The following is a 19995-nucleotide window of genomic DNA, read 5'->3' as shown; positions in this document are numbered from 1 at the left end:
AACCTGCGTTAGTCAAATCGCTGCTCTGTTGCCGTTTATTGTTCTTTTCTTAAACTATGAGCGCTTGATGTGGTGCTAAATTCTTCTGCTACCGTCATTAGAGTTCCATCGGAAGTAACCGAATTGTTTCCGCCGTTCTGTAGCATTAACTTATCGCTCGCAAACTGTACGTTTGGATTTGTACTAGACGCAGAGTCCCGCCAGGTAATATCGTTCGGAAGCAGATAAGGGCTTGGAAGTGACGCTTGAATAGCAGGTACATCGAGTTCGGGTAAAATTCTACTTAATACGTAATCTACGCGCATAGTAACGTTATCATCATTAACACGGTTTCTCTGAGCCCAAGTGGGAATGAAACTGCCGTCTTCCAGTGTCTCTCTTGTAAATACGCCTACATCCGCTTCTGCCTCAAGCCGGTAAAGCATCATGAAGCGCTCGAATAACATGGCGAGATCTTCTCGTTCCGTAAAGTAAGAATAGAAAGCAACCGCACCATCATCCTCAAACCAATTTGCCACTTGTAGCGCGGTATAATTTCGCTGCGCGCTTGAAGCGGTTGCACCGCCGTATCGAACTTCGGCCAAAGCATGGAGTTGTGACGACGTAAGAGGCAATGAAGTTGTTAGCCCCGTAGAAATGGGAGAGCTGTCATCATAAGACGACAGTGGGCTCGCGCTATTGCTGAGTTGTTGCCATTCGGTGTAGTCGAAAAAGTCATTGGCGTGAGCTAGCTCGTGGTATAGCAAATAGCTTAATGCTGCTTCTACGTCGCTCACGTCACGTGGAAGTCTATCTGCTACGTTCGCTGTGCTGATATTAGGGAAATAATAGGCCCCGTTTTTCACGTAGCGCCATGACGTCGTAAAATCGAGCTCACTACCAAAACCACTTCTATAATCTGGGCGAGTATTTAGCGTGTCTCGCTCTTGCGGTGTGCGCCAAAAGTTGTTGGCATCTAAGTAAATGGCACCAGTGGCAACCCAATAAAATGACGGGCGGATATCGTAAGAAATCACAATCGCGTTAGTTGCGCGTAGTAACTTAAGCATGTCATCACGGGTTGCTGAAGTTTCTAAATACGTTCTAAATGCATCGCCCATCCACGGATGCGAGACGTATGTTCTATCTAAAATATCATCGATAGTGGGGCTTTCGGTGACTTGGCCAATCAGTGGTAGCTGAGAGAACGTACAGCTGTTTGAAACCTGATTGTTATAAACACAATCAACAAGTGCCGACGCGTAAGGGCTGTCGACTCTATAGGGCTGCATATGCGCGCTTACCGTTTCGGGAATACTTGTCTCGTCATCTACAAAAAAGCCGCTATTGTTAATGTCGATGTTTTTCACTAGAACTTGCGCGCTATCGGTTAACACCTCGCCATTTGAGAGTGTAACGGTACTTTCTATTTCAATGATTGTGTCGTTGCTGACTCGAGGCGCTTGAAAATATATCGAATGAGAATAATCACCATCATCAAAGTTGAAGTTATTGACGATTGGCCCAGACGTTTGTTGCCACGTGATATTTGAGATTGTTAACCCTTGCGAGTTAACGGTGTCAACGCGAAGAGAAACTCTGCCGCCTTCGGATGCCTCATGACCCAATCGTAATGCGGCAATCGGCGCGGTACTTTCGTTCGTTTGTAACGTTATGGTGTCTGTAAGCGTTGTGCCATTTTCTAAGCTAACGTTTACGGCGATATCGAAGCTACCTGAAGAGGTAACATCAAAGCCTATAGCCTGCGTGTGAGCACTGAGAGGCTGCTGTGATACGCCTGAGACTTGCCAATCGATATCTACAATAGCGTGGCCAGTAGGCGAGGCGACAGCAAAGTCGACCGCATCGCCTACAACGGCGTTTGTAGGGCCTGAAATGCTAATGGTTGGAGGAATGGAAGGAGTGCTTGGGGCTGAACTATCGCCTGAACCAGAGCCTCCACATGCTGCAAGTAACGATAATGATGCGATTACTAATGTAAGTTCAGGCAAATGGCGTGTCATATTAACCCCTTGGCAGCATGTGTTTTCGCTGTGTATTACATGATCATTGTTGACCTTGCTCAAAGCGTGCTTTTTCTTCTTGCATCTCTTCTTTAAGCTTTTTAAGGCCCAAACCCAATTCACGACCACGTTTTCTAGCAAACGCACTACAGCCGACAAACATACCCGTGCATAGAATAATCTCTACCACTGCATACCAACGTTCATCAGGTACAGCGTATGCCACAGTGCATCCGTGAATAAGGTAAAACAAAACGACAAAATTGGCCCACGCGTGAGTATATGGCTTGCCTTTTAATATACCCCAGTAAGGTAACAGTAAAGGTAAAATATAAAACAAGGCAATAAACAAAGGAGAGTAAGTATGCTCTTTAGTAAATGTAAATTGCCACAGTGTTATCCATACGATTAACCCGGTGTGGCTTATAAGTGCGAGATAGCGATAAAAACGCGTATCTGGTGCCATGGTAATGTCTCCGAAACAATTTGTTTTTAATGTTCTTTATAAGGTCTACGTTTTATGCGCCAAATAACGTAACTGTTAGGCGTTGTCAGCTAGTTTTTTAGCGAACATTGCAAGTCGCTTACCCTGAGCAATGCATAGCGCTTTTTCATCTGCACTCAATTGCTCTGGTGCACTTAAACTGTGATGAGCGACGTGTGTTACACCGTAAGGGGTGCCACCCATTGTGGTGTTGTGTAGCGCAGGCTCACTGTAAGGTAAACCGCAAATCACCATGCCGTGATGGATAAGCGGAACCATCATGGAAAGTAATGTGGATTCCTGGCCGCCGTGCATGGAAGAAGAAGATGTAAACACGCACGCAGGCTTATCAATCAACGCGCCTTTTAACCATTGACTGCTTGTAGAATCCAAAAAATGTTTTACTGGCGCTGCCATATTGCCGAAACGCGTAGGACTACCTAACGCCAGGGCACTGCACTGTTCGAGTTCCTGAAGGGAAACCTCGGGTACAGCACTAGATGCCGCGTCATTAGCTGCATCGCTGATACTCTTGACTGTACGTACTATCACAGGAACACCTAATGACGATACACCTTGGGCGATGGCATCAGCTAATCGCTTTGTGCTGCCGTTGCGGCTGTAATAAAGTACGAGAACAGGTTGCACTATAAAATTTCCAAAACAGATTCTGGTGGACGACCAATTCTGGCTTTCTCGCCATTAATAACAATGGGACGCTCTATCAACTTGGGCGTGTGAGCCATTGCTTCAAAAAGCGCATTGTCAGACAGTGCGATGTCACCTAAGTTAGCATCTTTATATTCTGCTTCTTTAGTACGCATCATATCTCTAACCGATCCAAGGTTAAGTTTTTTAAATATCTCTTTCAGTTCTTTTGCGTCTAGAGGGTGCTTTAGGTACTCAACAATAACAGGCGCTACACCTTGCTCTTCAAGTAATGCTAGGGTTTGTCTGCTCTTTGAACAGCGAGGATTGTGAATAATGGTAATGTCTGTCATAAATACTCTTGTTCATGATTATATGAATTGGCGCGAACTATTGCGTTTTTGTCATAGAATATCAAGCAGTTTACCGATAACGGGTAATAAATTCGTACTATTCTTTGTTTACAGCATCGTTTCTGGAAAACGGTGTTTAAAAAGCGTGGTTGAATTTATGTTAGTGCGCGAAGTAAGAATCTGGCACTATGAAAAAATAGTCAAAATTAGAAGGTTATATGTTGTTGTCACAGCCAAAAAGCAATGCAGGAAAAATAAAGTCTATACTCTTTCTAGTGCTGTTAGCGCTTGTTGCGTTTGCCGGTGCATATACGTATCAGCGTCTTCAACATGACTTTGAAACATTAGATGGAACTGCTTACCTTTGGCAAGATCTTGAGGGGAAGTGGGTTGTGGTAAATTACTTTGCGCCATGGTGTGCACCATGTCTACGAGAAATGCCTGAGCTCGTTACATTTAATCATTCGCTACCTGACGATACCCGTCTTTTTGCTATTAACTATGACCTTAAAACGAAGCCTGAACTCAAAGCCATGGCTGAGAAGTTTGATATTGATTTGCCTGTTATTATAAGTTCGCCAGACACTAAACTGCCCATGCAAAAACCCCCTTATTTACCAGCAACGTTTATTCTTGGACCTGATGGGAAAATAAAGGATACGATAATGGGAGAAATTACGGCAGCGCATCTGCGTCAGCGCCTAGCTGAATTGAAAGGCGCTGACGAATAGCAGGGAAGTGCGATGGTCTAGAGTCGTTGTAAACGCTCTTCTTGGTCGCGAAATTGTTTTATTCTCGCTCTGATTCTTTGTTTTTCAAGGTGATCATCGCCTGCGAAATTATACGCATATTGAAGTTCGTCAACCGCGCGGTTATAAGCACCATACAATGCATATACTTCCGCTTTGCTCTGATGCATTTGCGAGAAACGTTTCGACTTTTGATACGCCTCACTCATCAACTGATGTGCCAGTTGATAATCTTTTTTAACCAGCAGAAAATCCTTAAGTAGAGACACCGCTTCTTCATATTTGTTTGCGCTTATGTAAGCATTGGCCTGGTTTAGTGCCAATACTTGATTTCTAGGGTTATGCGTAACGTGAGGTCTTAGCATTTCAACGGCTTTTAAAGGCTCACCTTGCGAAATATAGATATCTGTCATAGCGTCGAGATAAAAAAGGTTTCCTCTATCTTTTGCTATTAACTCATCCATAATGTCTTTGGCTTGTTCGATTTTTTCGGCGCGCATATAAGCAAGCGCTAAACCATATAGTGACGCTTCTTTACTGCGCTGTACGTCTTGAGCCACTGCCGCTTCGAAATATTCTACAGCGTAATCAGCTTTAAACGAGTAGCGTGCCTTTATACGTGCTTTTGCCAACTCGAATTGCTTGTTAATGGGTAAGTAGCGTCTAGGGTAGTCACCAGCGCGATTTCTCGCGTCAGCAATACGGGTTTCGGTTAAAGGGTGAGTAAGCAGCCTTGCGGGTGGACGAGAAACCATGCGGTACTCTTCCGCCATGGTAGAAAAGAATGAAGCAGCCGCACTCGGATCGAAGCCCGCACGAGCAAGCATTGCGATACCAATTCTATCGGCTTCTTGTTCATTTGAACGGGTATAGTCGATTTGCAATTGTGCAGAGGCTGCGGTTCCCGCCTGCATGGCCGCAATACCCGCTTCTGGGTTGGCCATAGCAATTAGCACCCCGCCGATAAGTGACGCCAAGGCTAGGGGAGATGAGCGCTGCTGCGCCTGCATACGTCGTGCTATGTGGCGTTGAGTTACGTGAGAAATTTCGTGCGCTAGCACCGAAGCCAGTTCACTTTCATTTTCAGCACGACGCATTAAACCTGTGTGAACACCAATGTGACCGCCAAAAAACGCAAATGCGTTAATGGCATCATTATTTACCCAGAAAAATTCAAAAGGAAATTTGGCGTTGTCAGCATGGACAACCAATCGGTTGCCTACATCCTGTAAATATTCATCCAGCACCGGATCTGAGATTACAGGACTTTGACCGCGCATTTGCCGCATTACGGCATCGCCTACAATCATCTCTTTATCAAGCGATATGGCGTCTGACGCAACAACACCTATTTCAGGTAACGCATTTTTATTGCTGTAATTGGCATCTTGTGCAACAGCCGTGAGGCTCGATGTGAGCACGAAGGAAAGGGCAATCAAAGATGCTGAAAACTTTTTTCTCATGAACCTACAATCATTGTATACGGTTAATACTGCTTAATCCTTAGAGCGCTAAGTTGCTAAACAGTTTCAAATTTTATTTTTTTCTTATATGCATCATTTTCGAAGGCACAAGGCAATATCGCCTATGCCATCTCGTTTATGACACGTCAGTTATACCAATGCGACACAAACGCATCCAGTTTATTCTTTTACTGTTGTAACAACCACTCTACACATTAATGCTTATACTGTAAAAACATCATACCAGTTTGATTTTGAAAGATTCTTAAGTGCTACTTATTGCTAAGTGCTAGCGCTATCAACTATGATGCGTGTCCTATTCTTAGTAATTTCTAGGCGTTTATATGATTAGCGTTTTTGGTCGTTGGTACCGACGCAAATTTTCTGATCCTGATGCAGCAATGTTGCTTATCTTGATCCTTTTGACCACGGCAGTGTTGCTATTGTGGGGCGGGCTAATTATGCCTGTGTTGGTTGCAGCAGTGATTGCGTATTTACTCGATTGGCCAGTCTGTCGCTTGGTAAATGTCGGCGTAAGTAGAACGCTCGCCTGCGTCGTTGTAATGCTCGGCTTTATCACTATAACCATATTAACCTTAATTGGCCTTGTTCCAATTATATCAAAGCAAAGCGTTAACTTAATTCAAGAAACGCCGCTAATATGGCAGAAAGCACAAGAATGGATATTAACGCTTCCGGACAAATATCCAGATTACGTTCAGGTATATCAAATCCATCAAATGATGGAAGGTTTAAATGACAAATTGGTTGAAGTGGGCGAAACCCTTATTTCTGCTTCGTTTAGTAATATCGCCAACTTAGCTGCGTTGCTCGTTTACGTGATCCTCGTACCGCTTATGGTGTTTTTCATGCTAAAAGATAAGCTTTTCTTTTTAGGCAGTATTTCTCGCTTGCTTCCTAAGGAGCGACGCTTAATCACGCAAGTTGGTCACGAAATGAACTCTCAAATTGCCAACTATATTCGCGGCAAAGTGATCGAGATTATAATTGTGGGCGCGGTGAGCTGCGTAACGTTTGTATTGATGGATTTACGTTATGCTATTTTGCTTGGCGTATTGGTGGGATTTTCAGTACTTATTCCGTACATTGGTGCAGCAGTGGTTACCATACCCGTGGCCGTTGTCGCCATGTTTCAGTGGGGTATTTCACCAGAGTTTTGGTATTTAATGATAGCGTACGGCATTATTCAGGCGTTAGACGGTAACTTGTTGGTACCGCTGCTATTCTCGGAAGCGGTTAGCTTGCATCCGCTTTATATAATCGTAGCAGTATTAGTGTTTGGAGGTCTTTGGGGTTTCTGGGGCGTATTTTTCGCTATTCCTCTCGCTACCCTCGTGAAGGCGGTAATTACAGCGTGGTCTAGTAACCCCGTTATTGTACCCGAAGAGGCAAAATAGTTATTCCCATTTGGCGAACCAGTCAGCGCCATCCAGTACGAGATTCAAATAGGCGTTATAGGTAAACACTCATACGAATTGAGCAAGTATAAAAAAGCCCCGAAAACATAATGTTATCGGGGCTTTTTGAATTATATACAGGTTTAGCTGTTTAGATAATCAAGTACTACGGTGTGGTGTTCTTTTGTTTTGAACTTGTTGAAGACGTGCTCAATAACACCGTTTTCATCCACGAGGAATGTTTGGCGATGAATGCCATCATATTCTTTACCCATAAACTTTTTAGGTCCCCACACACCAAAAGCATCGGCAACGGCGTGGTCTTCATCTGAAAGCAACGTAAAGTTTAGGTTTTCTTTTTCGATGAATTTAGGCAGGCGTTTAACTGCATCTGGGCTAATTCCAAGCACAACCACATTTTTCGCCGTTAGTTCTTCGTTTACGTCGCGTAAGCCCTGGGCTTGTACTGTGCAACCTGGCGTCATCGCTTTAGGGTAAAAATAAACCAGTACTTTTTTACCTGCGAAATCAGCTAAAGATACGGTTTCTTCATTTTGGTTCTGCAATGAGAATTGTGGGGCTTTATCACCAGCTTGTAACGTTTTCATTGGGATCCTTTTTTTGTTTGTCTACAACTTTACCTGTCACATTTAACGAAGTGAACAGGGACATTAGATCAGATTCTAGTGCGTCTACATTTTCATTAGAGGGAAGAGAAACAACAAATTTGCAGCGCATGTTGTCTTTACCCGATGTCTTGTCTTTAAATGTGCGTTGTCTAAATGCGCTTATCATTGCATGACGCTCGGCAAAAAAGCCGGTCACCGCTTTAATCAAGCCAGCTGCATCTTCTCCGCTAAACTCGACATTAAAAAGATGGGCAAGGTTCTGCTTTTCGTGATGGCTAGTGCGCTTCATCATAGAAAGCAGGTCAAGGCGCTGAAATAGCGAAGGTAAAATACATTCAGCTTTTGTGATAGCGCTTTGCGTTCCTTCTATGATCATGGTCAACGAGAACTCTTTGCCGTAAATGGCTTGCCTGCTATCTAGAATATTGCACTGAGCTTCTGATACCGTCGTTGCAATTTCGCTTAAAATGCCACTTTTGTCTGTCCCCAAGATGGTGACGATAAGTTGGTGTTTCGACATCTACTTCACTTCAATGTTAATAATGTCGGGATGTTAGCACAGAGTTTTTTTATAAGTCAGCGCCTTTTTCTTGCCTTTGAATAAGATATTGTCAAATTCTTGTCATTTTACTTGCGCTATTACTTGTGTTTAAGCACCGACATATTTACCATGTGCGCTCACATTTTTCGGAGAGATTATGTTTACTGGTAGTTACGTAGCACTCGTCACGCCGATGTTCGAAAACGGCGATATTGATTACAAGTCTTTAGAGAAACTTGTGAAGTTTCATGTAGAGCAGGGCACCCACGGTATAGTGTCGGTTGGAACTACTGGTGAGTCAGCAACGCTACCTTTTGATGAACACATCAATGTGGTTAAAGAAACCGTTGCAATGGCATCGGGAGCAATTCCGGTTATTGCCGGCAGTGGCGCAAACTCTACGGCAGAGGCTATTTTTCTTACAGAGCAATTAGGCTCTACAGGTATAGACGGTTTCCTTAGCGTAGTACCTTATTACAATAAGCCTCAACAGGCGGGTATGGTCGCGCACTTTAATGCAATTGCAGACGCTAGTGAATTACCTGTTATTCTTTACAATGTGCCAGGCCGCACCGTAGCCGACATGCTGCCTGAAACGGTGGCTAAATTAGCAACGCACAAAAATATCGTTGGTCTTAAAGACGCGACTGGCAATATTGCACGCCTTAAGGCTACTCAGCCTTTGGTTCCCGATGACTTCGTTTTACTTAGCGGCGATGACGGTTCAAGCTGCGAGTTTATGTGTGAAGGCGGTCATGGCGTTATCTCCGTAACGGCTAACATAGTCCCTAAAGCAATCGCACAAATGTGTGAAGCTTCGCTAGAAAATAATTTTGATAAATGTCGCGATATCGATGAAACCATTAAATTACTTCACAGCGAACTATTTATTGAACCAAATCCAGTAATGCCGAAGTGGGCATTGTATAAAATGGGCATGATGGAAAGCGCAGTTATGCGATTACCTATGGTTTTACCGGAACTATCAAGCCAAAAACGTATCGAAGAACTACTAAAAAAATACGCATTGATTTCTGGTTAATAAGGAACACAGATGAAAAGAACGCTGGCTATAGCAAGTTCAGTAGCGATGGTTGCACTTGCAGGTTGTTCAAGCCAAATAGATAGAAAGACCGCGTCTGGCAGCTACGAATACTTAAAAACTAAAGAACAAGAATCGCTAAAAGTACCTTCTGATTTAGATGCACCTGCTTTTTCTCGTGATTTTGCATTACCTGACTTAGGCCAAGAGGCCGACCCGAAGCTAGTGGGCAAATCTTTGATGGTTCGTTCGCCTGCGCTTGTTTTACCATTAGTAACTGGCTCCCACATTGAAGAGGGTAAAAGCTCAGCGACTATCTGGTTTGACCAGGTTGACGATAGCCAACCGTTGAGTAGAGCAATTTGGAACTCGCTTTTAAGTTTCTTAGATGAACAAGGTATCGGTGTAGATAGCTTTAGCCCAGAAGAGAAAGTGCTGGTTACTGACTGGATGGTGATAACTAAAGAAGTCGAAGGTCCTTGGTATAGCTTTACAGATGAAGAAAGCGAAATCGGTCGACGTTTTGAATTCAGCTTAGACGTTAAACCTCACGGCCGTAGTGCTGCGCTTACTGTTGAATTAAAGGACTACATGCAAACATTGGGCAACGATGTGGTTGCAGAAGTCTCTTCAATGGAAGAACGTCGCGAAGAAGTTGAGGTGTTGAACCAAGTTATTGGTCACTATGAGTACCAAATTCAGCTAGCAGAGACACGAAGAATTGCTCGTATCCGTCAGGGTATCAATACCGAGATGGGTTTTAATGCCGATGGTGATGCGGCGTATATCGTAGAAGCTAAGTATGATGTAGCGTGGCCAAGAATGCTGTTGGTACTGCGTAAACTTGGTTTTGACGTTAAAGATTTAGATAAATCAAACGGCCTATTATTTGTCACTTACAATGGTGATCAAGGTAGTTGGTGGGATGGTTTATTCTCAAGCGATAAAGAGTTACTAAAGAAAGGTGACTATCGTTTGAAAGTTGCAAGAGCGGGTGCAGATCGCACGTCAGTTACCTTCATGAATAATGAAAGTGTACCGTTTGAAGCAAATCAGGTTTCCGACCTTTACAGTGCATTTGCTGAGGTCATGTCAGAAGATAACCTTGATATATAACTGAGACTGAGAATGGAAAAACGCGACGAGCTTTACCGCGGTAAAGCAAAAACTGTTTATTACACTGATGATAGCGATAAACTTATTCTTCACTTTAGAAACGACACTTCGGCGTTTGATGGTGAGAAGATTGAACAGCTAGAACGCAAAGGTGAAGTAAACAACAAGTTTAATCACTTTATTATGACAAAGCTTGAAGAAGCAGGCATTGCAACGCAAGTTGAGGCGCTGGTTTCTGACACTGAGTCTTTGGTTAAGAAGCTCGACATGATCCCTGTTGAGTGTGTGGTGAGAAACTTGTCTGCTGGCTCTTTAGTTCGCAGACTGGGTGTGGAAGAGGGCAAAGAGCTTAACCCACCTATTTTCGAGTTTTTCTTAAAGAATGATGCACTTCACGACCCAATGGTAAATGACTACCATATTTTATCATTTGGTTGGGCAACCGAAGCGCAAATTGCTGAAATGAAAGCATTGACCTTCAAGGTTAACAGTGTTTTGAAAGCACTCTTTGATGACGCGGGTATGTTGCTTGTAGACTATAAACTAGAGTTTGGTGTCGACAAAGATGGCAATATCGTACTAGGTGATGAGTTTACACCAGATGGCTGTCGCTTGTGGGATAAAGAAACCCGTAAAAAGATGGACAAAGACCGCTTTAGACAAGGTTTGGGCTCTGTAGTCGAGACATATATTGAAGTGGCCGAGCGCTTAGGCTTATCGCTTTAAAACTCTCATCAAGTAATGACTAATTTAAGAGGACCTTTCGGTCCTCTTTTTCGTTTTAGGCAGTTTGGCCTGTCTACGTCGTTGTAAAATATTGTCTCTTGAGTTTTAGCATTTACTTTTCGATGCATTACGGGATAAGTTAGTGTACTGCTAAGCATTTTTGCGTTTAAAACTAGGGAGATTCGGTTTGTTGAAAACCTTTGTATTGGTCGCTATTGCCATGATTGCATTTGCTGCTAATTCGCTACTTTGCCGCATGGCTCTTGCTAATACCGATATAGATCCTGCTAGTTTTACTATCTTGCGTTTAGCGAGCGGGGCGATAGCGTTATTACTTTTGTCTTCTTATTTCCAACGTCGCAAAAGTGGGAGCGTGCCTTCTCAAGGCCTTTTTCATGGCCTAAAAACCAACGCCAGCGTACTCGGTGGCATTTCGTTGTTCGTTTACGCTATCTGCTTTTCATATGCCTATATTTCAATGTCCACGGGAACGGGGGCACTTTTAATATTTGGTGCCGTGCAACTCACTATGATTTCCGTAGGGTTGTTCAATGGCGAGCGGTTTATAAAATGGCAGTGGTTGGGGTTTGTGTTGGCATTTTTAGGCCTTGTTATCTTACTGTTGCCTAGCGCGGCAGCACCGCCTCTTTTAGCAGGCGCGGTTATGGTTTTGGCGGGTATGGCCTGGGGCGTCTATTCGCTTTTGGGTAAAAAAAGTAGCTCAGCCCTATTATCTACATCGGGTAATTTCGTCTTTGCCGCGTTTTTCTGTGTTCCTTTGGTTGGGGTGGTTTGCTTCGTGGGCGCAGATAATTTTGTCTTAGACAGCGAGGGTGTTTATTACGCGCTTGCATCAGGGGTGTTTGCATCGGGTTGCGGATACGCTATTTGGTACAGCGCGCTTCCCCTTATCAAATCAACCACCGCCGCGACAGTGCAACTGAGCGTGCCTGTCATAGCATCGCTGATGGGGTGGATAGCGCTTGGTGAGCCACTCACAATGCAGATCCTGGTTGCTTCAATAGCTACGTTGGGTGGCATCTACTTGGTTATAAAAAAATAGCGTTTTATACGCTACGTTTAAAACAGCAAAAGCGTTATTTTCCGCCGTAGCGAAATAATTCTATATAAGTTTAAAGGGGGAGCGTTTACGCGTATTTTTGCACTAAAGAGCAATATTTGAATTTTCCAACAAGCAACGGCGGATAGTTACCGCTACAAGCGTTCGCTGTCAGTGGTGATGATCGATATCGATTTTTTTAAACGTATCAACGACACTCTCGACCACGACATGGGTGATAAAGCGATTAAGCACGTAGCAAAAATTTTAAAAATGTCTTCGCGTAATGCAGATTGCGTAGCGCGCACTGGCGGCGAGGAATTCGTACTGTTATTGCCTGATACCGACCCCGACCCCGACCCCGACCGCGCAGGCACCTTCAAGTTAGCTGAAAAGTTAAGAGATCGAATAAGTAAAAAACCTCTAGATGTGAACGGGAAGTTTATTGATATCACTGTTAGTGTGGGTGTATCTTATGTAAAAGAACATCATGACACTATTGAGTCAGCACTATCGGAAGCCGATGACGCATTATACAAAGCCAAAGAGAGTGGCAGAAATAATGTTCAACTGGCTTAACCACGCTATTGAAAGCGTGTTGCACAATGTGCGCAATTCGACCGTGTTCGATTTAGGAGTGAGTTGTGCGCACACCCCCGACTATTGTAAATGAAAATGAGAGGCTGGCCGCACTCAACAAACTGAGAGTGCTCGATACCCCACCAGAAGAGCGCTTTGACCGTATTACTCGACTAGCGAGTAGCATTTTTAATTGTAGTTTCGCATCGGTCACATTTGTCGATGACAGTAGGCAGTGGTTTAAGTCGGCTATTAATCTCGATATGACTGAAACAGAAAGGGATGTCGCGTTTTGTGCCCATGCTATAGCGCAGGACAAAACCTTAGTCGTTCCAGATACTCAAGAGGACCCTCGCTTCAAAAGCAATCCTTTTGTGGTTGGTCATCCTCACATTCGTTTTTACGCGGGTGTTAGGCTGATGATAGAGGGGTTTGCGGTGGGAACGCTATGTGTGTCGGATAATAATCCAAAAATATTCAATTGCGTTCAAATACAGCAATTAGAGCAGCTTGCAAAACTTGTAGAGTCGGAACTACAGCGACAAGAATTCAATGATCTCTCAACTCAGTTGGAAGAGTACCAATTTAAGCTAGCTCAAACACAAAAAATCACCCGTGTGAGGAGCGCTATTTTAGAGAAAGTGGTAAATGCAGAGTCATTGCATACCGTACTCCACGACATTGTGAATGCTATAGAGGCCGAATACACAGATCAAATTTGCAGTATCCTGCTATTAGAAGATGGCAAGCTGAAAATGGGTGCTGCGCCTTCTTTACCCGACTTTTATAACGACGCTATCGATGGCGTTGAGTTTGGTGTAGGCAGGGGATCATGTGGAAATACAGCCGCGACGAACTTACCGACCATTGTTGAAGATATCAGTACGCACCCGTTTTGGACCGATTGGAAAGATTTAGCATTGCGCGCTGGTGTATGTTCTTGTTGGTCACAGCCAATACAAGGAGCTAATGGTGACGCTATTGGTACTTTTGCAATTTATCATAGAGAAAGAGCAGTACCGACAGCGGACGAAATGCGCTTAATCGAACAGTTCGCGCATATCGCTAGCATCGCTATTGAAAGAGAGCTGGCGAATCAACTTATATGGAAGCAAGCCAACTTTGATTCTTTGACAGGACTTCCTAACCGAAACCTTATGTTGGATCACTTACAGTTAGCCATTAAGGCTGCCGATAGAGAGAGCGATAAGGTAGCGGTGATATTCTTGGACCTTGATAATTTCAAAGATATTAATGACACGCTTGGTCACGATATAGGTGATAAGCTTTTAATTGAGTGCGCCAGAAGAATAAAGCAGTGTTTGCGTTCAGATGACACCGTTTCCCGATTAGGCGGTGACGAATTTGTCATTATCCTAAACGGCATTAAAGGCCTAAGTTCTATAGAACTGGTCGTACAAAAGCTACTTGGCGAGATCGTAAAACCTTATAGTTTAGAGCTGGAACGTGTGCATACTAGCGCGAGCCTAGGTGTCACCTTATACCCGGACGACGCAAAAGATGTCAAAGGCCTGTTAAAGAATGCCGACCAAGCGATGTACGGTGCTAAAGATCTCGGTAAAAACAACTATCAGTATTATACCCACGACATGCAAACTGCAGCAATCAAGAGAATGACCTTGTTGAATGATTTGCGCTATGCAGTTAAGAACAAAGAATTGTTTATTGAGTACCAGCCAATTGCATGTTTCAGCAGCCAGAAAGTGATGAAAGCTGAAGCGTTACTTCGATGGCAGCATCCCACGAAGGGGAGAATTACACCAGATGAATTTATTCCACTTGCGGAAGAATCTGGACTCATCATTGATATCAGTAATTGGGTATTTAATGAAGTCTGTGCCAATATCAAACAATGGAAAGCCCAAAACCGTCAAGAGCTGCAGGTGAGTATTAATACGTCACCTAGCCACTACTTCAATTTAGAATCTAATATAACTCAATGGTTAAACCTGCTTTTAGACCAGAAGATCTCTGCGCGTTCTATACTTCTTGAAGTCACGGAAAACTTATTAATGGAAGCCAATGAGATGGTGTCCAAGAAGCTTTTCCAGTTTAGGCAAGCAGGCGTTGATATCGCGTTGGATGATTTTGGTACAGGTTACAGCTCTATTTCTTATTTAAAGCGCTTTCCTACAGACTTTATCAAGATTGACAGGAGCTTTGTGAAGTCGATGACTGACGTTAGCAATGATAAGGTGCTGTGCGAAGCCATTATTGTGATGGCGAATAAACTCGGAATAAAGGTAGTAGCGGAAGGTGTCGAGACACAAGAACAATACGATATTCTAAAAAGCATGGGCTGTGATTATGCGCAGGGTTATTTCATTGCAAAACCGCTCAGCAAATCAGACTTTGAGTCCTTTTGGGAGAGGCACTAGCGCAACTTTGCCGCGCTAGTGCTTAATTTAATAGGGCTTAAGACAGCGTTGCTAACGCTTTACCAGAGTATTGCTCTAGTTCGTTGGTGCGGTTTTCTTTTATTTTGTTTGCCCAGTTCGGATCTTGTAGTAGCGCTCTTCCTACAGCAACCAGATCAAATTCGCCAGCGTCTAAACGTTCAAGTAAATCATCGACTGAGCGAGTGCTGGAATCTTGCCCTTTGAATGCGCCGAAGAAGTCGTCATTGAGCCCAACTGACCCTACCGTTATGGTGGGCTTGCCAGTTAATTTTTTCGTCCAGCCTGCAAGGTTTAAATCACTGCCTTCAAATTCGTTTTCCCAATAGCGGCGCTGAGAACAATGAAAAACATCTACTCCAGCTTCACTTAGCGGAAGAAGAAACTGTTCTAGTTCTTGGGGCGTGTGCGCTAAACGAGCGGTGTAATCTTGTTGTTTCCACTGCGAATAGCGCAGTACGATCGGAAAATCGGGACCGGTTGCATCACGTATGGCTTTAATTATTTCAACCGCAAATCGTCCACGATTTTCCATGTTACCGCCCCAACTGTCAGTTCGCTGGTTTGTGCCTTCCCAGAAGAACTGGTCGATTAGATAACCATGAGCACCGTGAATCTCAATTCCATCCATACCAATAGTTTTGGCATCTGCTGCTGCTTGTGCAAAGGCAGTAATCACGGATTCAATGTGTTCAACGGTCATAGGTTCAGCGCCCTGTTTTCCTGGTTTGAATAAACCTGAAGGCCCTGCACTTGGAAGTTCAGGATAAGGCGCTTTTTCCGCTACCCTCGCCATACCCACGTGCCATAGTTGAGGCATAATTTTCCCACCGACACTGTGAACTTCATCTACCACATTTTTCCAACCGGCTAGCGCTTCATCGCCATGGAATTGAGGGATATTTGCGTCCATCGTAGCGACTTTATCGTTTACTGTAGTGCCCTCGGTGATAATCAAACCTGTGCCACCTTGAGCGCGGCGCTTATAGTAACCAGCTACATCGTTGGTAGGTACGCCGTTAGGCGAAAATTGACGAGTCATGGGGGCCATAACAATTCGGTTGGTTAACGATAGGTTGCCCTGTGAGTAAGGCTTAAACAGTGCGTTAGCTGCCATTTTTTGTTCCTGATTTCTTTATTGCAATTGGGGCCGTTTGTACTTTCATCATAGAAAATGAAACGCCGCCATTATTATAGAAGTGTTAAACAAGTCATTAAGTTGGGGATTGTTGAGTCTTGATGTACAACAAAGAATAACTGGCTCTAGTATATCCTGCGTGATGTGTTGCAGGAATAACATGATGGCTACCCAACTAAAAAACTATGGTTGATTCCAGATACTACTGTCGAGTGAGGGCAAGTCAATTTTCAAATGTTGATAGTAAGCCATAAGTAAAAGTGAGCTAAGAGCTCCATATCAGAAGCTCTCTTTCAGATATGAGCAGGCATAATCTAAAATCTCTACAATTTCCCTTGTGGCTTGAAAAAGGCGTACCACTTTGTTTTCAATGCGAACTGTTACTAACCCGTCTTCTCCCAAAGGCACAATGATGCGGGCATGGTTGTAAATATCACGATCTAAACGATTTCCAACGGCTAGCTTTTTTTCCCAACCCGGCGGTAATTCACCTGTTCGTTCATACTTTTTTTCTATACCCGGAGGGAGTGATTTATCTTTATGAGGGTTAGGGTTGGCGCAAGCAGGTAAACTATTTGCTGCTAGTACGGTTGTTATTCCGATAATAGGTAGAACTTTCATTGTTAACCTCGCAAATTACGTGAAAGCGATGCCCCATTTTGATGTAATTATCTACGCAAACTATTGCGATAGTGCTTTGAACAAAAGGGCATGTAGACTCTGCATTAAAATATCTGTTTTTAGACAATCAGCAATTAAAAATAGAGAAGTCTACAAGGTGTATACGAAAATCATACCAGGCCGAGTCTACATGCTAAAAAAATCTAAAATTAGGCGTGCGGCGTGTTAACGTTAAAACGTTTATAATTGCTAACGAACAAGAAAAACGATAGTTGAGTCTAAAACAAAGAACGTGACATTTTATAAGTGACAAATGAAGGATGACAATGAGTGATATTGCATTTACCCGTGAGGAAAAAGACGCGCTAGTCGCTAAACTGCAACGATATTTTGATGATGAATTAAGCGTGGAACTTGGTCAATTTGACGGAGAATTTCTTCTGGACTTCATTAGTAAAGAAATGGGCGCATCGTTTTATAATAAAGGCGTAAACGACGCGAGAGCCGTTGTTGCATCTCGCTTACAGGTCATTGATGAAGAATTGTATGCCATCGAAAAAGTACTTTAAATTCAGAAATAAATTAAGCCTGCTTTTGCAGGCTTAATTATTAGATGGCCAATCAATACCATTACGTTAGAAATGAGCTGTATTAGAGTTCCTGACGGGTAGGTCTGATGATCATTTCGTTTATGTCTACGTCGCCAGGCTGCTCTATGGCAAACGTTACTGCACGTGCAATAGCATCTGCATCGATAGCATCGTCATACATATCATCTGCCATTTGCTTTGAGTCTTTGTGAGAAATGTGGTCAGTAAGTTCTGTCGCCACTGCACCAGGTGAGATGTTGGTAGAGCGAATTTCACCATTTGACTCTCTGCGAATGCCTTCACTTATTGCTTTTACAGCGAATTTAGTTGCGCAATAAACCGTTGCTCCAGGGAACACAACATGACCTGCCACAGAGGAAAGATTGATAATATGCCCGCTTTTTTGCTCTCGCATTTGTCCTAATACAGCTGCTACTCCATACATAACGCCTTTTATGTTTACATCTATCATCTGATCCCACTCGTCAACTTTCATCTCGTCAAGCGGAGCGAGTGGCATAAGACCAGCATTGTTGACGAGCACGTCAATACGCCCATAGGCATCTATGGCCGCTTTCGCAAGCGCCTTGACTTCATCCTTTTTCGTGACATCTACCGTTTGATAAGTAGCTTGGCCACCTGAAGATTCAATTTCATCTACAAGTTTTTTAAGACGGTCTTCACGGCGGGCGCCCAACACTAATTTAGCACCTTTATCCGCAAGCATTTTCGCCGTTGCTTCTCCAAGCCCGCTACTTGCACCTGTAATGATGACAACTTTTCCAGAAACTTCACTCATAACATTATCCTTACGTTTGATTAGTGTTAAGTTGCTACGTAAAACTATTGAAGTGGATTACTCTAACGCGCAGAAACACTGTGAGTGTGATAGTGAGAACGATGAATGAAGATTTTACAGCGGTACTTTTATTTTTAGCGGGCATTTAGCCACGCAACAACAAGGAAGAATTTCATCGTCGTCAATGAAGGCGAGGGGATCTGTGGTGTACTCAACTTCGCCTTCAATTAGCTTTGTGCGGCATGCACCACAAAAGCCTTCACGACAATGGTAGTGAATATGAACGTCCGCTGCTTCAAGGGCGTTTAAGATAGTGGAATCAGAAGGGGAAATAATCGCCCCCACATCGACAACGTCGATGCGGAGTGATTTATCGTTGCTGCTCATTAAGCTGTAGTTTTACAGCTCAAAATCAGCAAAGTCGTCTTCGCTCACGGCAGAGTCGATTTGACCAACAAGATAAGAGCTGATTTCAGACTCTTGAGGTGCCACTTGCACGTTGTCTGAATTCAAATAGTTATTCATCCATGGAAGTGGATTACTGCTTATCTCGAACGGGGTGTCTAGACCAATAGCAGACATACGTTGATTCGCAATGTACTCAACGTACTGGCAAAGAATTTCTTTATTCAAACCAATCATTGAGCCGTTTTGGAACAAGTAGTCAGCCCACTGCTTTTCTTGCTCAACAGCGTTCATGAAGATAGCGCGCGCTTCTTCTTTACACTCTTCTGCAATTTGCGCCATTTCAGGGTCATCTTTACCCTTAGCCCACAAATTAAGGATATGCTGTGTTGAAGATAAGTGCAGATTCTCGTCACGGGCAATCAAACGAATAATCTTAGAATTACCTTCCATCAGCTTCCGCTCAGCGAAAGCGAATGTGCAGGCAAAAGACACGTAGAAACGGATTGCTTCCAGTGCGTTCACCGAGTTCATGCATAGGTAAAGCTTCTTCTTAAGCTCATACATGTTGATAGTGTGTGCAACACCATTCACTGTATGTACGCCTTCACCCTGTGTCTGCCAAAGCTGAGTGGCGAAAATGAGATCATCGTAATATTTAGAAATATCAGCAGCACGTCGCTTAATTTCGTCATTCACTACGATATCTTCGAATATTTCGCTTGGGTCTGAGAACAAGTTTCTCAAAATATGGGTATACGAACGTGAGTGAATAGTCTCGAAGAAAGACCATGTTTCAACCCAAGTTTCTAACTCTGGTAGTGAAATAATAGGCAAGAACGCGATGTTCGGACTACGGCCTTGCACCGAATCTAACAGGGTTTGGTACTTAAGGTTTGAAATAAAGATGTGCTTTTCTGGGTCGGTCAATTTTTGGAAATCAACACGGTCGCGAGAAACGTCAACTTCTTCAGGGCGCCAAAAAAAGCTAATTTGCTTCTCAATAAGCTTTTCGAATATGGCATGCTTTTGCTGGTCGTAGCGTGCAACGTTTACGGGGTTACCGAAAAACATCGGCTCGATCAATGGATTAGTACTTTGCTGATTAAACGTAGTGTATTTCATGATGGCCTAACTAAAAACTTAATGATTAACGCGTATTATTGTTTGTGTTCTTGCTGCGAAACGTTAATGGCAAATGCAGTTAACTCCTT

Annotated in this window: 21 protein-coding genes; 9 read left to right on the top strand and 12 right to left on the bottom strand. The window is 43.5% G+C overall.

Features of this window, described 5'->3' with window-relative positions:
• Nucleotides 1-35: 35 nt before the first annotated feature.
• From MHN02_RS15805 to arsC, 4 genes are all read right to left on the bottom strand, one after another.
• Entirely contained in the window at nucleotides 36-2003 is a 1968-nt protein-coding gene (locus tag MHN02_RS15805; RefSeq protein WP_239247283.1) for a hypothetical protein, read from the bottom strand.
• A gap of 43 nt (nucleotides 2004-2046) precedes the next feature.
• On the bottom strand, nucleotides 2047-2469 hold the full coding sequence (locus tag MHN02_RS15800) for a DUF2069 domain-containing protein (protein WP_039220793.1): 423 nt from the start codon (nucleotides 2467-2469) through the stop codon (nucleotides 2047-2049).
• Nucleotides 2470-2544: 75 nt separating this feature from the next.
• A complete protein-coding gene (wrbA, locus tag MHN02_RS15795; RefSeq protein WP_239247281.1) occupies nucleotides 2545-3135 on the bottom strand; it encodes an NAD(P)H:quinone oxidoreductase in 591 nt (196 codons plus the stop codon).
• Nucleotides 3135-3488 carry an arsenate reductase (glutaredoxin) gene (gene arsC, locus MHN02_RS15790; protein ID WP_014979417.1) on the bottom strand — a complete coding sequence of 118 codons (354 nt, stop codon included), beginning with the start codon at nucleotides 3486-3488 and terminating at the stop codon, nucleotides 3135-3137. Before arsC ends, wrbA begins: the two co-directional genes overlap by 1 nt.
• Nucleotides 3489-3706: 218 nt before the next feature.
• Between arsC and MHN02_RS15785 the strand changes: the two genes are divergently transcribed.
• Complete coding sequence (locus MHN02_RS15785) at nucleotides 3707-4219, top strand: TlpA disulfide reductase family protein (protein WP_061485947.1); 513 nt, start codon at nucleotides 3707-3709, stop codon at nucleotides 4217-4219.
• Between the two features lie 17 nt (nucleotides 4220-4236).
• Here MHN02_RS15785 and MHN02_RS15780 read toward each other — a convergent pair whose 3' ends face one another.
• A complete protein-coding gene (locus MHN02_RS15780) occupies nucleotides 4237-5700 on the bottom strand; it encodes a M48 family metalloprotease (protein ID WP_061485946.1) in 1464 nt (487 codons plus the stop codon).
• 344 nt (nucleotides 5701-6044) lie between these two features.
• Here MHN02_RS15780 and MHN02_RS15775 point away from each other — a divergent pair, with 344 nt between their 5' ends.
• Complete coding sequence (locus MHN02_RS15775) at nucleotides 6045-7118, top strand: AI-2E family transporter (RefSeq protein WP_239247279.1); 1074 nt, start codon at nucleotides 6045-6047, stop codon at nucleotides 7116-7118.
• 143 nt (nucleotides 7119-7261) lie between these two features.
• Here MHN02_RS15775 and bcp read toward each other — a convergent pair whose 3' ends face one another.
• Entirely contained in the window at nucleotides 7262-7726 is a 465-nt protein-coding gene (gene bcp / locus MHN02_RS15770) for a thioredoxin-dependent thiol peroxidase (RefSeq protein ID WP_239247277.1), read from the bottom strand.
• Complete coding sequence (locus tag MHN02_RS15765) at nucleotides 7704-8267, bottom strand: glycine cleavage system transcriptional repressor (protein ID WP_014976680.1); 564 nt, start codon at nucleotides 8265-8267, stop codon at nucleotides 7704-7706. The genes bcp and MHN02_RS15765 overlap by 23 nt, the downstream gene beginning before the upstream one ends.
• A 178-nt stretch (nucleotides 8268-8445) precedes the next feature.
• Here MHN02_RS15765 and dapA point away from each other — a divergent pair, with 178 nt between their 5' ends.
• From dapA to MHN02_RS15735, 6 genes are all read left to right on the top strand, one after another.
• On the top strand, nucleotides 8446-9330 hold the full coding sequence (gene dapA, locus MHN02_RS15760; protein ID WP_061485944.1) for a 4-hydroxy-tetrahydrodipicolinate synthase: 885 nt from the start codon (nucleotides 8446-8448) through the stop codon (nucleotides 9328-9330).
• Nucleotides 9331-9342: 12 nt separating this feature from the next.
• Nucleotides 9343-10446: an outer membrane protein assembly factor BamC gene (gene bamC / locus MHN02_RS15755; RefSeq protein ID WP_014979413.1), complete on the top strand. Its 1104-nt coding sequence runs from the start codon at nucleotides 9343-9345 to the stop codon at nucleotides 10444-10446.
• 12 nt (nucleotides 10447-10458) lie between these two features.
• The gene (gene purC / locus MHN02_RS15750; protein WP_014949658.1) at nucleotides 10459-11172 is read left to right on the top strand and encodes a phosphoribosylaminoimidazolesuccinocarboxamide synthase; all 714 of its coding nucleotides are present in this window, start codon (nucleotides 10459-10461) and stop codon (nucleotides 11170-11172) included.
• Between the two features lie 187 nt (nucleotides 11173-11359).
• Nucleotides 11360-12235 carry a DMT family transporter gene (locus MHN02_RS15745; protein WP_239247275.1) on the top strand — a complete coding sequence of 292 codons (876 nt, stop codon included), beginning with the start codon at nucleotides 11360-11362 and terminating at the stop codon, nucleotides 12233-12235.
• A 120-nt stretch (nucleotides 12236-12355) separates the two neighbouring features.
• Nucleotides 12356-12811, top strand: a complete 456-nt coding sequence (locus tag MHN02_RS15740; RefSeq protein ID WP_336246535.1) for a GGDEF domain-containing protein — start codon at nucleotides 12356-12358, stop codon at nucleotides 12809-12811.
• A gap of 65 nt (nucleotides 12812-12876) precedes the next feature.
• The gene (locus tag MHN02_RS15735) at nucleotides 12877-15210 is read left to right on the top strand and encodes an EAL domain-containing protein (RefSeq protein ID WP_239247271.1); all 2334 of its coding nucleotides are present in this window, start codon (nucleotides 12877-12879) and stop codon (nucleotides 15208-15210) included.
• Between the two features lie 37 nt (nucleotides 15211-15247).
• On the opposite strand, the gene MHN02_RS15730 is transcribed toward MHN02_RS15735, so the two are convergent.
• Together MHN02_RS15730 and MHN02_RS15725 are read right to left on the bottom strand one after the other, a co-directional pair.
• The gene (locus MHN02_RS15730; RefSeq protein WP_039234623.1) at nucleotides 15248-16345 is read right to left on the bottom strand and encodes an NADH:flavin oxidoreductase; all 1098 of its coding nucleotides are present in this window, start codon (nucleotides 16343-16345) and stop codon (nucleotides 15248-15250) included.
• Between the two features lie 300 nt (nucleotides 16346-16645).
• Nucleotides 16646-16987, bottom strand: a complete 342-nt coding sequence (locus MHN02_RS15725) for a hypothetical protein (protein WP_239247269.1) — start codon at nucleotides 16985-16987, stop codon at nucleotides 16646-16648.
• 326 nt (nucleotides 16988-17313) lie between these two features.
• On the opposite strand from MHN02_RS15725, the gene MHN02_RS15720 reads away from it, so the two are divergent.
• Nucleotides 17314-17556 (top strand): DUF2164 domain-containing protein, encoded by a 243-nt coding sequence (locus MHN02_RS15720; protein ID WP_014949652.1) that lies wholly within the window; start codon nucleotides 17314-17316, stop codon nucleotides 17554-17556.
• An 82-nt stretch (nucleotides 17557-17638) separates the two neighbouring features.
• On the opposite strand, the gene MHN02_RS15715 is transcribed toward MHN02_RS15720, so the two are convergent.
• From MHN02_RS15715 to nrdB, 3 genes are all read right to left on the bottom strand, one after another.
• Entirely contained in the window at nucleotides 17639-18376 is a 738-nt protein-coding gene (locus MHN02_RS15715) for an SDR family oxidoreductase (RefSeq protein ID WP_014949651.1), read from the bottom strand.
• A gap of 114 nt (nucleotides 18377-18490) precedes the next feature.
• Nucleotides 18491-18763 carry a class I ribonucleotide reductase maintenance protein YfaE gene (gene yfaE / locus MHN02_RS15710; RefSeq protein ID WP_014949650.1) on the bottom strand — a complete coding sequence of 91 codons (273 nt, stop codon included), beginning with the start codon at nucleotides 18761-18763 and terminating at the stop codon, nucleotides 18491-18493.
• Nucleotides 18764-18775: 12 nt separating this feature from the next.
• On the bottom strand, nucleotides 18776-19906 hold the full coding sequence (gene nrdB, locus MHN02_RS15705) for a class Ia ribonucleoside-diphosphate reductase subunit beta (protein WP_014949649.1): 1131 nt from the start codon (nucleotides 19904-19906) through the stop codon (nucleotides 18776-18778).
• Nucleotides 19907-19995: the final 89 nt, after the last annotated feature.

The organism is Alteromonas sp. CNT1-28 (assembly GCF_022348345.1).
In the GTDB taxonomy this organism is placed as follows: Bacteria; Pseudomonadota; Gammaproteobacteria; order Enterobacterales; family Alteromonadaceae; genus Alteromonas; species Alteromonas macleodii.
The sequence above is the reverse complement of the archived record's forward strand: the minus strand, read 5'-3'. Positions and strand labels throughout refer to the sequence as shown.

Bases quoted from the DNA above. Each gene is read 5' to 3' on its own strand.
- bcp (WP_239247277.1), bottom strand. From the start codon at position 7,726: ATGAAAACGTTACAAGCTGGTGATAAAGCCCCACAATTCTCATTGCAG.
- MHN02_RS15800 (WP_039220793.1), bottom strand. From the start codon at position 2,469: ATGGCACCAGATACGCGTTTTTATCGCTATCTCGCACTTATAAGCCAC.
- MHN02_RS15725 (WP_239247269.1), bottom strand. From the start codon at position 16,987: ATGAAAGTTCTACCTATTATCGGAATAACAACCGTACTAGCAGCAAAT.
- MHN02_RS15715 (WP_014949651.1), bottom strand. From the start codon at position 18,376: ATGAGTGAAGTTTCTGGAAAAGTTGTCATCATTACAGGTGCAAGTAGC.
- purC (WP_014949658.1), top strand. From the start codon at position 10,459: ATGGAAAAACGCGACGAGCTTTACCGCGGTAAAGCAAAAACTGTTTAT.
- MHN02_RS15805 (WP_239247283.1), bottom strand. From the start codon at position 2,003: ATGACACGCCATTTGCCTGAACTTACATTAGTAATCGCATCATTATCG.
- bamC (WP_014979413.1), top strand. From the start codon at position 9,343: ATGAAAAGAACGCTGGCTATAGCAAGTTCAGTAGCGATGGTTGCACTT.
- dapA (WP_061485944.1), top strand. From the start codon at position 8,446: ATGTTTACTGGTAGTTACGTAGCACTCGTCACGCCGATGTTCGAAAAC.
- yfaE (WP_014949650.1), bottom strand. From the start codon at position 18,763: ATGAGCAGCAACGATAAATCACTCCGCATCGACGTTGTCGATGTGGGG.
- MHN02_RS15730 (WP_039234623.1), bottom strand. From the start codon at position 16,345: ATGGCAGCTAACGCACTGTTTAAGCCTTACTCACAGGGCAACCTATCG.
- MHN02_RS15785 (WP_061485947.1), top strand. From the start codon at position 3,707: ATGTTGTTGTCACAGCCAAAAAGCAATGCAGGAAAAATAAAGTCTATA.
- MHN02_RS15720 (WP_014949652.1), top strand. From the start codon at position 17,314: ATGAGTGATATTGCATTTACCCGTGAGGAAAAAGACGCGCTAGTCGCT.
- MHN02_RS15765 (WP_014976680.1), bottom strand. From the start codon at position 8,267: ATGTCGAAACACCAACTTATCGTCACCATCTTGGGGACAGACAAAAGT.
- MHN02_RS15780 (WP_061485946.1), bottom strand. From the start codon at position 5,700: ATGAGAAAAAAGTTTTCAGCATCTTTGATTGCCCTTTCCTTCGTGCTC.
- MHN02_RS15775 (WP_239247279.1), top strand. From the start codon at position 6,045: ATGATTAGCGTTTTTGGTCGTTGGTACCGACGCAAATTTTCTGATCCT.
- arsC (WP_014979417.1), bottom strand. From the start codon at position 3,488: ATGACAGACATTACCATTATTCACAATCCTCGCTGTTCAAAGAGCAGA.
- nrdB (WP_014949649.1), bottom strand. From the start codon at position 19,906: ATGAAATACACTACGTTTAATCAGCAAAGTACTAATCCATTGATCGAG.